The organism is Olivibacter sitiensis DSM 17696 (genome assembly GCF_000427965.1).
GTDB classification, from domain to species: domain Bacteria; phylum Bacteroidota; class Bacteroidia; order Sphingobacteriales; family Sphingobacteriaceae; genus Olivibacter; species Olivibacter sitiensis.
On sequence record NZ_ATZA01000028.1, the window covers coordinates 51,126 to 67,595 of the forward strand.

Here is a 16,470-nt window from a genome sequence, read left to right on the forward strand (position 1 = left end):
GTGTTCTTCATTACAAATTTTTCAATCTCTGCCATTGTACCACAGCCTGATTGTAGCCATTTAGCATATTTAAATAATCACTTTTTACCCCTATGGCCTGATTGACCAAGATAACCCATTGCAAATAATCTATATCGCCAGATTGGAATTGCTCATCGGCCGTTTCCATGATGATCTGGGCATTATCCAATGCTTCTTGCTCAAAATAGCGCAAGCTTGCCGCATATTTTTGAACCTGTTCCGCAGCATTCGACAGTTCCACCTCCCATTGCAATTGGGCATAGGCCGTTTCCCTTTGGCTACGTTGCCATTCCACTTTGGCGGCGGCGGCACGCGCAGACTGGGCCCCGAAAAACAAGGGAATACCTACCCCTACGTTGAAAAAATTAAACCGCTTGTTGCGATCATAGTAAACCTCTTGTCCGGCTACTAATTGGGATCCTACTAAGCTTTGGTTGTTGTATCCCAAGGTGAGTTCTGGCAGCAACTTGGATTTTTCTCCCTGCCATCGCCATCGGGCAGCCTCCTGCTGGTGGCGAGCGATGGCTACAAGGGGTGTTTCATTGCCATAGCTATTCGTATCTAACAACGCAGCTGGAAAATCCACCTTCAAACCATTTGCTTGAGGCACGTAAAAAGCACTGTCCTGCAACAGTAGGTTAAATTGCTTGAGCGCTATTTGGATATCCTTATGGAGCATGTTCTGTTGATTGGTCAGATGTTGCCTTTGCGACTGGGCGGCGGTTTTCTCCAAGATATTGGCTGCTCCCTTTTCAAAGCGCAGGTTGGACTTGCTTTCGAACAAGCGGTACACGCTATCGGCATAGCGCAAGAGATCGCGTTTGGCCTGCAAGGAAACCAATTCATAGTACAAGGAGCGGACGTTGAATTTAACTTCCTGTTCGGTCATTTTCGTTCGTGCCTGTGCAACAAGAAAATTTTCTTTCAATGTCTTTTTCTGATGGCTGTATACCGTGGGGAAGCTAATGGTTTGGCTCAGCCCAAAACGGGTGTCATTCTGTGCACTGTTTATTTTCCCGTACTCGGCATCCACAAGGGTTTTGGCCACATCAAAAGCACTGCCTTGCATCAGTTCGCTAGACTGCTCACCCAAGCGTGCTCCTTGTATCTGTTGATTATTGGCAAGGGCCAAACGAATGGCTTCGTCCAGATTGACAGGCTTTTCTTGCGCAACGGCATGCACTGTACAAAATAGGCCCAACAATAAAACAAGGGGCTTTTTTCCTAATCGAAATCTACTTTTTCCTTCAAAAATGAGGTAAAGAGCAGGCAGCACAAACAAGGTGAGGAAGGTGGCCGTAATGAGCCCACCTATAACCACGGTAGCCAGCGGCCGCTGCACCTCCGCTCCTGCCCCATTGCTCAGGGCCATGGGTAAAAAGCCCAGTGAGGCCACAGCGGCCGTCATCAATACCGGTCTCAGGCGGTTGCGCGTGCCCATCATCACCAACTGTAAGGTCTCGGTCACCACGCCTTCCTTTTTGATGCGGTTAAACTCGGATATCAACACGATACCATTGAGAACGGCCACCCCAAACAGCGCAATGAAGCCCACGCCTGCCGAAATGCTAAAGGGCATGTCGCGCAAAGCCAAGGCAAACACCCCGCCAATGGCCGAAAGCGGTATGGCCGTATAGATCAACAAGCCTTCTTTCACGGAAGAAAAAGCAAAATAGAGCATCAGGAAAATGAGGAGCAAGGCAACGGGCAATGCAACGCTGAGCCTCGCCTTGGCCTGTTGCAGATTTTCAAACGCCCCCCCATAGGTGGTATAATAACCTGCATCGAACTTCATTTGCTTATTCACTTTTTGTTGCAATTCCTCCATAATGGACTGCACGTCACGTCCCCTCACATTGAAGCCTACGATGATCCTACGCTTGGCATCCTCCCGCTGAATCTGGTTTGGCCCTTCTATTTCTTCTATGGAAGCCAATTGATATAATGGTATTTGATTGCCATTGGGAGTAGATATGAGCAGATTTTGCACATCATTTATGTTTTTTCTCGACTCGCTGCCCACACGCACCACGAGGTCAAAGCGTTTCTCGCCCTCGTAGATACTCCCTGCAACAGCACCCGCAAAGGCGGCATTTACCGTCGTATTGATATCTACTATATTGAGCCCATATTTGGATATTTCCTCCCGATTATAGTCTATCACGATCTGTGGCATGCCTGTCACTTTCTCCACATACCAATCCGACGTTCCTCTCACCGTTTTACTGATGGCTCCCAGCTGCTCGGCATATGCCGCGAGCTTGTCCAGGTCTTCACCGAATATCTTGCACACCACATCCTGTTTGGCACCTGTCATCAATTCATTGAAACGCATCTGCACGGGGTACTGGAATCCGGTGGTCACCCCTGGAAGTATTTCCTGTACATCGGCCGCCATCTTGTCGGCCATTTCCGGGAAAGTCTTGGCGCTTGTCCACTCCTTCTTGTTCTTCAGCACAATAATCATATCACCTCCTTCAATGGGCATGGGGTCTGTAGGTATTTCCGCACTGCCTATCCTAGAGACGATCTTCTCTACCTCGGGATATTTTTCCTGCAAGTGTTCCGTGATTTTCTGAAAGGCATCTATCGTGGTACTCAGATTTGTTCCTACCAGCAACCTGGTTTCTACGGCAAAATCACCTTCCTCCAGTTGCGGGATAAACTCGCCTCCCATTCTCGTAAACAGGAATACCGCTATGGCAAAAAGGCCGAAAGCCAATAGCACTACGGTCTTTCTCATCATTAGGGCTCGCGACAAGAGGCCTTGGTATATCCCTTCAATCCTGGTCATGACTCTATCCGATAAGGTAGGCTTATGCGACACTTTCTTACTGATAAACAGGGAGCTGATCATGGGCACATAGGTAAGCGACAAGATAAATGCGCCAATGATGGCAAAGGCCACCGTTTGCGCCATGGGCTTAAACATCTTGCCTTCAATGCCCGACAGGGAGAGGATGGGCAGGTAAACAATCAGTATGATAATCTGACCGAACACGGCTGCATTCATCATACGTGATGCCGATGAGGATACCTCTTCGTCCATCTCCTTTTGTGTGAGCAGGTTCACTTCCTTGTATTTCTTCGAAAAATGGAGATGGTGCAATATAGCCTCCACGATGATGACCGCTCCATCCACGATGAGCCCGAAATCGAGCGCTCCCAAGCTCATCAGGTTGCCGCTCACCCCAAAGAGATTCATCATGATAATCGCAAAGAGCATGGAAAGTGGGATGACGGATGCCACGATAAATCCAGCCCTCAGATTGCCCAAAAAAAGCACGAGTACAAAGACCACAATCAATGCACCTTCCAGCAGATTGCTTTCCACCGTACTAATGGCATTGTTCACCATCTTGGTACGATCCAGGAAGGGTTCAATCTCCAGTCCTTCTGGCAAGGTTTTCTGTATCTCGGCAATACGGAGCTTCACGTTTTCGATTACTTCGGATGAATTGCCCCCTTTCAGCATCATCACGATCCCGCCCGAAACCTCGCCATATCCGGCCATGGTAAGCGCTCCATAACGAATGGCCGACCCTTGTTGTACCTCGGCCACGTGTTTAATAAGTACAGGTGTACCATTATCGGTATTTTTCACCACGATGCGCTCAATATCGTCCATACTGCCAGCCAGTCCCATACTCCTTATATAAAGCACCGTAGGGCCTTTCTCAATATAGGCGCCACCCGTGTTTTGGTTATTGCGGGCCAAGGCCGTAAATATGTCGGCAATAGTGACCCCCAAGGCCTTGAGCTGCGCCGGGTTGGCAGCTACCTCGTACTGTTTCAGGTCGCCACCAAAGGTAGACACATCCGCCACGCCAGGTGTACTCAGCAATTGCCTACGGATAATCCAGTCTTGCGTACTACGCAAGTCGGCCAACGAGTAGCTGTCCTCATAGCCTTTTTTGGGCTTGACGACATATTGGTATATCTCGCCCAAGCCCGTGGTAACCGGTGCCAACTCGGGGGTGTTGGCATTTTCATTGATATCTATCTGTGAAAGACGCTCTATCACCTGTTGGCGCGCCCAGTACACGTCGGCGTCGTCGTCAAAAACAATGGATATGAGCGAAAGTCCGAAGCGCGACATGCTCCTGATCTCCTCGAGCCTGGGAATATTGCTCATGACCTGCTCGATGGGAAAGGTGATGAGCCGCTCTACATCTTCTGCTCCAAGGGCAGGAGCTGTGGTAATAATCTGTACCTGATTGTTGGTAATGTCCGGTACGGCATCTATGGGCAGGCGGCTCACCTCATAAGCCCCATAGGCTACCCATAGCAACATAAATAAACCGATTATCAGCTTGTTATTCACTGAAAACCGTATGATTTGATTAAGCATATTGGCCTAGTCTTTTAAGCATCCACGATGGGATAATAAGCAAATACCTCCAGACAGCGATTTCGCTGCAAAGAGAAAAAAAATGAAAATTCGTCTTATTTTGCCTGCTTATGCACAGGGAGGCCTAAAGGTAGAGCCCAAGCTAGGATTGGGACAAAAGTAATTGTAGGACATGGAATAGCTTGCACTGATAGCAAACGCGACTTTCCTAACGGAACTAATTCTTGCCCCTGGAACAAATAGGTAGTGGGCGTGTACATCTATCTTTTTAAACGGAAGTTGCATATCCCGGTCATCATCGTCATCATCAAGATCATCACCCCAATAATGCATAGATAGGAAGTCGACGAAACCAATTCGATCGTCTTTGCTCTTATGCTCCTTATAATGTTCAAACAATATAGGCAACTTGAATAGTTGACAGAAAGCGGTATTATCTGCAAATATCAAGATTAATAGGATATATAGCCCATATTTTTTCACGAAGGCAAATATAACAAACGCTTCCGAAAAAATCGTCGTTTAATTTGCTATTTAAGATGCTGAAGCAGGGCAATAAACCTAGATCTCCAATTATCCTCCAAAAAGAAGGTATAGTCGGCCATGATAGAGGTATTTTTAAGTCGATTATAGCTTGATTCAATTACCTTTTACCAACAAAAGCATCTTCTTTCCGCCCAATAAAATGATTACCATTACCAAACCGGCAGCCAAACCTATTGCAAATTCTTTAATTACCGATGGCATGGATGGAAATAGATGATGCAGGTATTCAATATTATGGACAAAGATACCTCCCGAAACCAAAATCAAGGCAATGGTACCGACAACTCCTAAAATTTTGATAATAACGGGCAACGATTTCACCAACAAATGGCCGAGCTTTGACAGCAATCCACTATTATTAGCATGCTTAATGAGTCCATACCCCGCATCATCCATTCTGACAATCAGCGCTACAATGCCATAAACGCCAACCGTTGCCAAAAGTGCAACAATTGAAACCGTGACTATTTGTATGGTTAAACTTTGGTTTAAAACAGTTCCTAATGCGATAATCACAATCTCCACAGAAAGGATGAAATCGGTTGTTATGGCTGATTTAATTTTGGCTTTTTCATCATTGCTGTTTTTTTCTTCGCGTTGTTCAACCACTTGATGCCCTTTTTTAGGTCGGTGAAAGAAATATTCGATAATTTTTTCGACCCCTTCGTAAGCCAAATAAAACCCGCCTAAAACCAGGATCACTTTTATGGCCACTGGAAAAAACACATTCAGCAATAGAGCTATGGGCACAATGATGAGCTTATTGACTAAAGAGCCTTTTGTAATAGCCCATAGTACAGGTAGTTCTCGTGTCGACAGGAAACCAGTAGCTTTTTCGGCATTTACCGCTAAATCATCGCCCAATATGCCGGCAGTTTTCCGTGTCGCTACTTTACTTGTAACAGCGATATCGTCCATCAAAGCGGCTATATCGTCCAAGATTGCAAAAATACCTGATGCCATGTTTTTGTCTGTAAATATGTGCAAATATAATTTAAAACGAGTTTCAATTCTTTTCCGATTTCCAGCAAAAAACCACGACATGGAATGGCCCTCTAGTGTCATTTAAACACGAAACAAGGTCGTTTACATCCATATAATGTAAAAAAACACCTAAACAATTGCAGATCAATAAAAAATACCTATTTTTAGGTATTGATTTTCATACTAAAGATAACGATATGTTACCCTTGAAACTCAACCAAACTAAAGCAAATATCGATTCCGGTAAATCGAGCAAAGTTTGCATCTATTGCAAACATGACAATTGTTATCGCATTCGGAGAAGTGTATTGATGAAACGATTTTTGCCCTTTGTACGAGTAAAGCATTATCAATGTGCCAAATGTCTGCGCAAATTTTACGTGTGGAAATAAGGAATTAAGCTTTGCTATTTACTTCTAATCGCCTCAACTGGATCTAGCCTACTTGCCATCACCGCGGGGATAATGCCCGATATCAGGCCTATGGCGGTAGAAACAAGAATAGCTATTAGTACTTCGTTTAGCTTCACCACGATGGCGACACCAGCACCGAGCTGGAGCAAGAGGGCAAAAAAGTAGATGATGCCCAAACCTACCAGACCACCTATGAGACACAACACCACCGATTCGATCAAAAATTGGGAAAGGATAAAATAGTTTTTGGCCCCTAGCGATTTCTGTATACCGATCAGGTTAGTACGTTCCTTGACAGAAACGAACATGATGTTGGCAATCCCAAAGCCGCCCACCAGTACCGAAAAAATACCGATCATCAGACCGGCGGTATTGACCATTAAGAACATTTGATCCAACTGCTGGGTAATGATAGTGGTCTGATTGAGCGCAAAATCATCTTCTTGGGTGGGACTGAGGCGATGTGCCGATCTTAAAATCCCCCTTAGCTCACTTTCGACCTCATCCAGTGGATATTTATCGAGCGCTTTGACGATTATGGAGGGGCCATATTCTTCCACGTTCACGAGGTTTCTGGCCAGATTGAGCGGAATGATGGCAATATTATCGAGGGATACGTCTATGAGCATTCCCTCTCCCTCTTCCTTCAGTACGCCAATAACGGTCAACCTACGTCCAGCGCCGAATATCTTTTTGCCCAAAGCACTGGTATTTGGAAAAAGACCTTGGGCGACCTTGGAACCCAAAATGACGGTAGCCGTTCCCCTTTCCGACTCAGCATCGGTAAAGTATCGCCCCTCGGCAAATTCCAGCGTACGTATCTTATAGAAATCGTGGGTCGAAGCAGCGATATAGGCATTCTCCACGGCATTGTTATCGTATTTCAGCACCTTGCCGTCTAGGTATATTTCATAGCATACCCCATCTGTCATATTGGATCGGCGCTTTATCTGCTCAAAATCGCGCAGGGAAGGATTGGGTCTGCTTTGGTATTTCCACCAAGGATACTCCCCGCCCCCGCCCCAGGGCTGTTTTTGGATATAGATAGACCTACTGCCCAATTTCTCCACACTGGCCTCCAGATTGGCCCGCAAGGTATTGACCGCGGAGAAGATGCCCACGATGGTCATAATACCTATCGTGACGCCAATAAGCGACAAAAACGTTCTTGTTTTGTTCTCCCGAAGGGCAGACAAGGCAAAGCCGACACTTTCGTACAGTAAACGAATGACCATCATATTATAGCTAGGACTCCGCAGACACGAAAAGGTTACACGGCAAACGGAAAAAACTCCATAGCTTTCTATCACTCAATCACAAAAAAATTTCCTAAATTTGCACGCTTGATTAACAATCGCCCCACTCTTTTTAAACAATAACGTGTGCGAGGTGTTTTCACTAATGCCAATAGGGCATTTATTACTTATATTAAAGAGAAAATAAATAATTAATTTTTCTAATGAAGTTATCCCAATTCAAATTCAATCTACCCGAATCACTCATAGCACATGAACCTGCCGATGCACGCGACGAAGCCCGACTAATGGTGCTTCACAAGGATAGCGGCAAGATAGAACATAAGATTTTCAAAGACGTATTGAATTATTTCGAGGAAAAGGATGTCATGATCCTGAACAACACCAAGGTATTCCCTGCCCGTCTTTATGGCAATAAGGAAAAGACCGGTGCTACCATCGAGGTTTTTCTGCTTCGCGAATTGAACAAGGAATTGCGACTTTGGGATGTTTTGGTGGATCCTGCCCGCAAAATCAGGGTAGGCAATAAGCTTTATTTTGGCGATGACGACCTGCTGGTGGCAGAAGTGGTGGACAATACCACCTCACGTGGAAGAACTATCCGTTTTCTGTTTGACGGTACCGATGAAGAGTTTAGAAGAAACATAGAGATTCTGGGAGAGACACCGCTGCCAAAATACATCAAGCGAAAACCTACACCAGAAGATAAGGAACGGTATCAAACCATATTTGCAAAAAACGAAGGAGCAGTAGCTGCCCCTACCGCTGGCCTGCATTTCAGCCGCGAGCTAATGAAGCGCCTTGAGCTGAAAGGTATTGACTTTGCTGAAGTGACGCTGCATGTTGGCCTGGGTACTTTCCGCCAAGTAGAGGTAGAAGACCTCACCAAGCATAAGATGGATTCCGAGCAGTTTATCATCAACCAAAAAGATGCAGATATCGTAAACAAGGCCATTACCGAGAAACGCAGGGTATGCGCCGTAGGTACCACATCCATGCGCGCCATCGAATCGGCCGTATCGGCCAATAAAACGCTGAAAGCTGCAAATGACTGGACCAGCAAGTTTATCTTTCCTCCGTACGACTTTAGCATTGCCAATTCCATGATCACCAATTTCCACACACCAGAGTCTACCCTACTGATGATGATCTGTGCTTTTGGAGGTTATGAGAACGTCATGCACGCCTACGAGGTTGCGGTGAAAGAGAAATACCGCTTTTACAGCTATGGCGACGCCATGCTGATCATATAGACTCCACATTAAAAAGAATAGAAGGATTTGCCAGCTGGCAGATCCTTTTTTGTTTGGTTGCTTTTTTCTAATGAAAAGAGTCGGCATCTACTGACAAACAAATGATCATAAGACATCATCCAGACAACTTTAGTCTTTTTTATTTTTTACTTTTGGCTTTTTAATTTCAATCCAATGAAAAGATATGCCATCATTGTGGGTGGAGGTTCTGGCAGCAGAATGGGGAACGACATCCCCAAGCAGTTTTTGGATCTATGCGGAAAACCTATATTGATGCATACGCTAGAAGCCTTTGCCAAATCCACTTTGCAACCTGAAATTATATTGGTACTCAAAAAAGACAGCCAGGCTTACTGGCAAGAGCTCGTAGCACACCATCATTTTGATATTGGACATACCCTAGTAGATGGAGGACAAAGCAGGTACCATTCCGTAAAAAATGCCCTAAAAGCAATACAAGCCAAAGAAAAAGACTTAAAAGAAATCGTTATAGCAATACATGACGGGGTGAGACCATTAGTCAGTAGAGAAATCATCGTAGCTACTTATCAGAAAGCCGAAGAGGTGGGGGCTGTAGTAACAGCCATGCCGAGCAAGGATTCCATAAGGGAAATAATAGATGAAGAAGGAAGCAATAAAGCGGTAGACCGATCCAAATTCTATTTGGTACAAACCCCTCAAGCGTTCTTGGGAGATATCGTTTCGTTGGCATATAACCTGGAATATACCCCCACTTTTACAGATGATGCCTCAGTGGTTGAAAGCTTTGGGCATCCCATTCATATATTGCATGGAGATGCCCAAAACCTAAAAATAACATTTAAAGAAGATTTGGTTATTGCAGAAGCTATCCTAACACTCCGCAATTCCAAAAACACCTAGCAGGTGAACATTCCTGCTAAGCTGCTCCTCTTATGACACGCAATAGCACAGCAATAATCGCAATCACCAATAATACGTGAATAATACCTCCTGTAGCATACCCTCCAAAGAAACTGACCGCCCAGATAATCACTAGAATAACTGCGACGAGATACAATAGATTTCCCATAATTCTGTTTTTCTCTAAGTAAATGATTAATAAATAATTAATTTATACATCATAAGCAATCCAGAAGGATATTTGTTTGAAAAGAGTCAAATAATTATCAGGAATATTACAAAAAAAGCGCCCTTAACAAGGGCGCTTCGATATATTACTTTACGTCTAAACGTCAAAGACATTTCAATAAACCTATAACTTACTGTTGGCATCAATGCAATTCAATTCCTCGAAAGCTTGCTTCAGGCGTTTCACAAAGGTTTCCTCCCCTTTTCTGAGCCAAACACGTGGGTCATAGTATTTTTTATTTGGAGAGTCCTCGCCTTCGGGATTGCCAATCTGGCCTTGCAGATAGGCTTCGTTAGCCTTATAATAGTTTTTCACGCCTTCCCAAAATGCCCATTGCATATCGGTATCGATATTCATCTTAATGGCGCCATAGGAAAGTGCCTCGGCAATTTCTTCCGGTGAAGATCCTGATCCACCATGGAACACAAAGTTCACGGGTTTCTCTTCGGTTAAGCCATATTTTTCACGGATGTAATCTTGTGAATTTTTCAGGATAACAGGTTGAAGTTTCACATTGCCTGGTTTGTATACGCCATGCACATTGCCAAATGCTGCCGCTACAGTAAATCGGTCGCTGACAGACTTCAACTCTTCATAAGCATAAGCAACCTCCTCAGGTTGTGTATACAATTTCGAACTGTCTACATCCGAATTGTCCACACCATCTTCTTCGCCGCCGGTCACTCCAAGTTCTATTTCCAGCGTCATGCCCAATGCTTTCATTCTTTCCAGGTACTTCTTGGAAATGGCAATATTCTCTTCAATAGGCTCTTCAGATAGATCGATCATATGCGATGAGAACAAAGGCTTACCTGTTTCCTTGAAAAACTGCTCTCCATGATCTAGCAAACCATCGATCCATGGCAACAATTTTTTTGCCGCATGATCGGTATGTAAAATAACCGCTACGCCGTAATGTTCGGCCAATAGATGCACATGTTTTGCTGCCGATACTGCTCCCAAAACACAAGCTTGCAAATTGGTATTGTCCAAAGTTTTACCTGCATAAAACTGAGCGCCACCATTTGACAATTGAATGATAACTGGAGAATTGACCGCCTTAGCAGTTTCCATAACCGCGTTGACGGAATTGGTACCTATCGTATTGACAGCTGGAAGGGCAAACTTATGTTGCTTGGCGATTTCGAATAACTCCTGTACTGCATCGCCATAAACAACTCCTTTATAACCTTTTAAACTCATCTTTTAATGTGTATTATTTATGAAAGTCCGAAAATACACAATAAAATTAATTTAGAGAGGATTTGGTCTATAAAATATTGCTAAGCATGCGACAAAACATCAAACGGTCGCCACGTCATTGCCAATGATAAATCAGTGACGAAAATAGTCATGGCGAACGCCAGAATATACAAATCATCTGGGAAAAAGACTATGCTTGCCCATGATCCTCCCTCAATAAGCCTACTTAGAAATGCAACTCGTTTTTGACTACAACAAAAGGCGTTTAGGCTAAATCTGTCTTTTGCGTGTTGCTGACCTTTGTATCAACAAGATAACAAAGCAATGGACATCAAAAACAACACCATTTTAGTAACAGGCGGAACAGGAGGTTTCGGCTTTGAGTTTGCTTCAAAACTGATAGCGCTCGGAAACACGGTGATCATCACAGGCAGAAACGCCCTAAAACTCATAGAAATAGAGCGGAAGCTTCCTGCCATACATGTCATACAGAGTGATGTAAGCAAACCTGAGGACATTATCAATTTATATGATCAGGTTATTCAGCGATTCCCTAAACTGAATATCATCATCAACAATGCCGGGGAGATGCGGAAGTTCGCGCTACAGCAGGAACAGGAGCTGACCGACATCACCCGTGAAATCGAGATCAACCTGATGGGGCCCATCCGGATGGTGCAGCAATTTCTGCCACACCTGAAAAAGCAGAAAAACGCAGCCATCATGAACGTCACTTCAGGTATCGCCCTGATGCCTTTCCCCATAGCGCCTATTTATGGCGCCACAAAATCAGGTCTTCGTTCTTACACGCAAGCGTTGAGGGTGCAATTAAAAAACACCAACATCAAGGTAATAGAGCTTGTTGCTCCCGGTTCATCCACCCCACTGAATGACAAATTCATGAACGAGGATGGCTTTAGTGCGAATGCATTGATGGCACCCGATAAAATTGTAGATGCCGCCATCAAAGGAATGCAAAATGATCAGGATGAAGTCTATCCCGGTATTGCCAAATTAATGAGGGTGATCAGCAGGGTTGCACCCAAATTAATGATTGCACAATCTGCCAAAATGGGGGCTTCAACCATGTACGGTGCTAACTACAAACAAGCAATGAAAGAAAACAACAAAGACAGCCTGTCGCAGTTTTGGTTCGTACTTTCCAATATGATCCCGCCAATAGGTTTTTTCCTCTATTTCAAACATCGGAATCAACATCCCAATAAAGCCAGAAGAGCGTTGACAAGTGCGCTCATTGGTGTACCCATAGCATTGATGGCAGGGTATGTCATGAACACGTTTGTATTGAACTGAACGATAAAGAAACAATGGGCGGTTTTATGCACGCCTGAGGAAAAATTCAACAAAAATTAGATTTATATACGAATGAAACAAATCCTGCTGATCTTATTATTTTTTGTCAGTCTTGGTGCCTTTGCACAGACTGGAGCCATCCGTGGCCGAATCATTGACAACATCACCAAGCAACCGGTGATAGGCGCCAGTGTGCGCATAGACAATATACAACTTGGCGCTACCACAGACACAGCCGGTGTTTTTACCATCAATAATGTGCCCATTGGCACTTATTCCGTCACTATTTCGTCCATAGGTTTCCAAACAAAAAACATCAGTGAAATAATCATCACGTCAAACAAGACCTACTATTCAGAAATAGAGCTACTAGAAGGAGCATCCACCCTGGGTGAGGTTACTGTCAACGCATTTAGGGGAGAAAACAACCCCATGACCCCTGTCTCCACCTACTCCTTTTCGCGGGAAGAAATTTTCAGGAATCCCGGTGCACAGGGTGACATTATGAGGGCCCTTTCCGTACTGCCGGGTGTGGTAAGCGGTGGTTCGCAATTTTCTGCCATTGCAGCAAGAGGGCAAGGTACACAGGACAATGTGTATATGGTGGATGATATACCCATGTTCAATCTATCCCATTTAGAGGCGGAAGGCTTTAATTCGGGCTTCAACGACCCCAATGGCGGCAGGTTCAGCATTTTTGCCCCGAGGATCATTGATAATGTGCAATTCCAGAATGGCGGTTTCGATGCCGTATATGGAAGAAGGTCATCATCCTATCTTGGGCTCGGTGTCAAAGAAGGGAACAGGGAAACCTGGTCTTTTAGCGGTCAGTTTGACCTGTTGGGCGCAACCCTGATAGCCGATGGCCCTATCTCTGAAAAGACAAGCGTATTCGCATCTGCCCGGTATCAGAATTTCGCTATGCTCATCAATCTACTGGATGAAAACCGTTCTGCTGTTTCATACGGTGATTATATCATAAAAACCACCACTGAAATCAATGCAAAGAACAAACTCTCGTTCATTGCAATGTATAATCCCGAAGGGACTTCCAGAACCATAGATGACGTAGCATTCGGAACCGCAATAAATATAAACGATGACAATAGCGGCCGTAACATCCTTTGGAACCACGAAAGCAGCAAGACGGTAGTGGGCCTTAACCTGCGAACCCTGATCAATTCAAGCAGCTTTATAAAGAATGTGCTCTACTACCGCTCATCAACCGTTGATAATAATTTTGGCAGGTTCAATCCCTCGCTTGACGCCGATGGAATTATAATAGACCCAAGATTTGGCGGATATGAAACTAATATAAGGCATATTACAAATAACCAGCAGGAGGTCGGGTATCGTTCCATCTACACCAGGCGTTTCAATAAAGCGGCCCTTACCGCCGGGGTTGACGCTATGATGCTTAACCTGGATTATGAAAGGCGTCTAAGCCGTACCGACACGGTTTATTCGTTCCGCACAATAGAGATCGGTGCCAATCCCGCACGGTATTACCAGCTATTAGACCCGTCACTTTTCAATTCAACCTTTGATGACAATGCGTTCAACGGGTCGGCCTATGTCACTTTATCGTGGAAGTTAAGCGACCGTTTCACCCTCAATCCGGGCATACGTTACGACTATACCGGATTTACCGAACAGCACATGCTATCGCCACGGTTGAGCGGAAGTTACTCATTGAGCGATAGGCACAGCATCAACTTTGCCACAGGTATCTATTACCAGGATGCTGCATACGCTGATATTGCCGGGCAACCTGCGGGCAACACACTTAAAAACGAGGAGACCATTCAATCCATTCTCGGTTATAAAATCCAATTCTCAAGCGATCTGAAATTCGTAGCGGAAGGCTGGCACAAGCAATTTTACGATGTAGCCGTACAGCCTAACAGGGCACAGAGCTACTTGACGAATGATGGGAGCGGATATGCTTATGGCGCAGATATCAGCCTGATAAAAAGGCTTTCCAGGAATTATTATGGCCAGATAAGCTATTCGTACATGGAAAGCGTAAGGGACGATAACAACGGTTTGGGCAACTACGATTATATCTTCAACATACCGCATACGGTAACTTTAATGGGCAGTTACAAACCAAACAACAAGTGGATTTTTTCCGGAAAATTCAGGTACAGCACAGGCCGCCCTACCGACCGCTATGTGATTCATTCTGATGTGCTGGGCACTGCCGATATGCTGCGGTATGCCCAGGAGGTAACGGCCGTAAATGGTGACAGGTTTCCGGACTTTATCAGTTTGGATATAAGGGTCGACTACAACGTTCAAAGGAGATGGGGGACATTCTCTGCCTTTGTTGACATGGTAAATACCTCTAACCGGTTTAATGTCAATGCCGAGCTATTCATACCCGAAACGGGAAGGATTTCCAATGTCGGCTTGGGGGTATTTCCCACCTTTGGTGTTAGGGTAGAGCTATAGCGCAAGCAGGAAACTTCTTATAAAACTATTTAGCAATAAAATTTAAACAGGATCTAAAAAAAGCAACAATAAATAATAAAATCAATAATTATGTCAACAAACACAAAAATTGCTTTAGTCACAGGCGGAAGCCGAGGATTAGGTAGAGAAATGGCATTGAACATTGCCAAAAAAGGACTAAATGTCATCATCACCTACAACAGCAGGAAGGACGCTGCCGATGCAGTGATTAGCGAAATTGAACAATTGGGGCAAAAAGCAGCTGCTTTACGGCTCAATACGGGGTTAATCGCATTATTTGATGACTTCTTCTCGCGAGTTCAGGACCTACTGGAAGACAAATTTGCTGCGGAAAAATTCGATTATCTGATTAACAATGCCGGTATTGCGCTACAAAGTCCCTTTGCCGAAACCACAGAAGAAGCTTTTGACGAGTTAATCAACATACATTACAAGGGTGTCTATTTCCTTACCCAGAAAGCCTTACCTTTTTTAAATGACAATGGCGGTATCGTGAATATTTCCACCGGACTTACCCGTTTCAGTTATCCCGGTGTAAGCGTGTATGCCAGTGCTAAAGCAGCAGTTGAAGTAGCGACACGCTATATGGCGAAAGAGTTAGGGAACAGAGGAATTAATGTGAATGTAGTAGCTCCGGGCCCCGTTGTTACAGACTTCGGCGGTGGCGGAATGGAAGACAACGAGCAAATGCAGGAGTATATGAAGTCTATTACTGCCATTCCCCGCATTGCTTATCCTAAAGATATCGGCCCTGTAGTTGCCTTTCTGTGTACGGACGAAGCGAAATGGATCAATGCCCAGCGTATAGAAGTATCGGGGGGAATGAATTTATAAAAATTTCAATTATTTAACTAAGAGCAGGGATGTCGCATAAGCTATTTCGTCTCTGCTCTTTTAAGCAAAAAAAATGAAAAACAACAACAATAACAGCTACGACAAAAAAGACGAACTATCGAGATTGTGGTTTATGCTTTTCCAAAGTGCCTTAATCGGTATTCCGATTGCGTTAATTGCAGGTTACATAATGAACACTCATATACTTAATTAAAATGACAAAAAGCATAATTTCATTAGTGTTATTGATAGTTTCGGTAGCACTAAGTTTCAAACATGGTTGGGACACGTTTAACTATAAAAACAATCCCGAATCATTAAAAATGATGAATGAATTGGGTATTAGCGAATCGGTTATTCCGTTATTCGGTACTTTAGCTATTGCTGTAGGTGTTCTGCTACTTTTCCCCAAAACTTTTTTCATAGGAAATCACTACTGACCGACAAAAAATAATTTAAGGAGCTGCCATATCTGGCAAGCTCCTTTTTTCATATTTTGGTTTTACGACAAACTAAAAATATGAGTGATAAAAATACAGAAAAGAAATTAGTCGGTCAGCCAATCTTCAAACAATTATTAGGTTTTATTCCAAGGAACAAATTTGAGATGCTTGTGAGCAAGCACCGGTCTGACCGCTATTACAAGACCTTTGATTCATGGACACAACTCATGACGATGCTGTTCGGAATATTCAGCCGATGTGATTCT

At 44.2% G+C, this 16,470-nt stretch carries 12 protein-coding genes; 6 read left to right on the top strand and 6 right to left on the bottom strand.

The window, feature by feature from the left end:
* Positions 1–10 precede the first annotated feature (10 nt).
* The 4 genes from A37S_RS0114565 to A37S_RS0114585 form a co-directional block, all read right to left on the bottom strand.
* On the bottom strand, positions 11–4,372 hold the full coding sequence (locus A37S_RS0114565; RefSeq protein WP_028297628.1) for a CusA/CzcA family heavy metal efflux RND transporter: 4,362 nt from the start codon (positions 4,370–4,372) through the stop codon (positions 11–13).
* 108 nt (positions 4,373–4,480) lie between these two features.
* Positions 4,481–4,822 carry a hypothetical protein gene (locus A37S_RS0114570; protein ID WP_157278683.1) on the bottom strand — a complete coding sequence of 114 codons (342 nt, stop codon included), beginning with the start codon at positions 4,820–4,822 and terminating at the stop codon, positions 4,481–4,483.
* Between the two features lie 189 nt (positions 4,823–5,011).
* Positions 5,012–5,881, bottom strand: a complete 870-nt coding sequence (locus A37S_RS0114580) for a DUF808 domain-containing protein (RefSeq protein ID WP_028297630.1) — start codon at positions 5,879–5,881, stop codon at positions 5,012–5,014.
* 427 nt (positions 5,882–6,308) lie between these two features.
* Positions 6,309–7,553 carry an ABC transporter permease gene (locus tag A37S_RS0114585; RefSeq protein ID WP_028297631.1) on the bottom strand — a complete coding sequence of 415 codons (1,245 nt, stop codon included), beginning with the start codon at positions 7,551–7,553 and terminating at the stop codon, positions 6,309–6,311.
* A gap of 221 nt (positions 7,554–7,774) precedes the next feature.
* Between A37S_RS0114585 and queA the strand changes: the two genes are divergently transcribed.
* Entirely contained in the window at positions 7,775–8,824 is a 1,050-nt protein-coding gene (queA, locus tag A37S_RS0114590; protein WP_028297632.1) for a tRNA preQ1(34) S-adenosylmethionine ribosyltransferase-isomerase QueA, read from the top strand.
* Between the two features lie 174 nt (positions 8,825–8,998).
* Positions 8,999–9,706, top strand: coding sequence for a 2-C-methyl-D-erythritol 4-phosphate cytidylyltransferase (locus A37S_RS0114595; RefSeq protein WP_028297633.1), 708 nt, complete (start codon positions 8,999–9,001; stop codon positions 9,704–9,706).
* Positions 9,707–9,722: 16 nt separating this feature from the next.
* Here the strand turns inward: A37S_RS0114595 and A37S_RS27125 are convergent, their stop codons facing one another.
* Positions 9,723–9,875 carry a lmo0937 family membrane protein gene (locus tag A37S_RS27125; protein WP_157278685.1) on the bottom strand — a complete coding sequence of 51 codons (153 nt, stop codon included), beginning with the start codon at positions 9,873–9,875 and terminating at the stop codon, positions 9,723–9,725.
* A 183-nt stretch (positions 9,876–10,058) separates the two neighbouring features.
* Positions 10,059–11,138: a class II fructose-bisphosphate aldolase gene (gene fbaA / locus A37S_RS0114605; RefSeq protein WP_028297634.1), complete on the bottom strand. Its 1,080-nt coding sequence runs from the start codon at positions 11,136–11,138 to the stop codon at positions 10,059–10,061.
* Between the two features lie 324 nt (positions 11,139–11,462).
* Here fbaA and A37S_RS24820 point away from each other — a divergent pair, with 324 nt between their 5' ends.
* From A37S_RS24820 to A37S_RS26725, 4 genes are all read left to right on the top strand, one after another.
* A complete protein-coding gene (locus A37S_RS24820; RefSeq protein WP_084163918.1) occupies positions 11,463–12,452 on the top strand; it encodes an SDR family oxidoreductase in 990 nt (329 codons plus the stop codon).
* A 72-nt stretch (positions 12,453–12,524) separates the two neighbouring features.
* Positions 12,525–14,906 carry a TonB-dependent receptor gene (locus A37S_RS0114615; protein ID WP_028297635.1) on the top strand — a complete coding sequence of 794 codons (2,382 nt, stop codon included), beginning with the start codon at positions 12,525–12,527 and terminating at the stop codon, positions 14,904–14,906.
* Positions 14,907–14,996: 90 nt separating this feature from the next.
* Positions 14,997–15,761, top strand: a complete 765-nt coding sequence (locus A37S_RS0114620) for an SDR family oxidoreductase (protein WP_028297636.1) — start codon at positions 14,997–14,999, stop codon at positions 15,759–15,761.
* Between the two features lie 520 nt (positions 15,762–16,281).
* Positions 16,282–16,470, top strand: a 189-nt coding sequence (locus A37S_RS26725) for a DUF4372 domain-containing protein (protein ID WP_028297637.1), incomplete at its 3' end; no start/stop codon positions are given.

Bases quoted from the DNA above. Each gene is read 5' to 3' on its own strand.
- A37S_RS0114620 (WP_028297636.1), top strand. From the start codon at position 14,997: ATGTCAACAAACACAAAAATTGCTTTAGTCACAGGCGGAAGCCGAGGA.
- A37S_RS0114615 (WP_028297635.1), top strand. From the start codon at position 12,525: ATGAAACAAATCCTGCTGATCTTATTATTTTTTGTCAGTCTTGGTGCC.
- fbaA (WP_028297634.1), bottom strand. From the start codon at position 11,138: ATGAGTTTAAAAGGTTATAAAGGAGTTGTTTATGGCGATGCAGTACAG.
- queA (WP_028297632.1), top strand. From the start codon at position 7,775: ATGAAGTTATCCCAATTCAAATTCAATCTACCCGAATCACTCATAGCA.
- A37S_RS0114565 (WP_028297628.1), bottom strand. From the start codon at position 4,372: ATGCTTAATCAAATCATACGGTTTTCAGTGAATAACAAGCTGATAATC.
- A37S_RS0114580 (WP_028297630.1), bottom strand. From the start codon at position 5,881: ATGGCATCAGGTATTTTTGCAATCTTGGACGATATAGCCGCTTTGATG.
- A37S_RS27125 (WP_157278685.1), bottom strand. From the start codon at position 9,875: ATGGGAAATCTATTGTATCTCGTCGCAGTTATTCTAGTGATTATCTGG.
- A37S_RS24820 (WP_084163918.1), top strand. From the start codon at position 11,463: ATGGACATCAAAAACAACACCATTTTAGTAACAGGCGGAACAGGAGGT.
- A37S_RS0114595 (WP_028297633.1), top strand. From the start codon at position 8,999: ATGAAAAGATATGCCATCATTGTGGGTGGAGGTTCTGGCAGCAGAATG.
- A37S_RS0114585 (WP_028297631.1), bottom strand. From the start codon at position 7,553: ATGATGGTCATTCGTTTACTGTACGAAAGTGTCGGCTTTGCCTTGTCT.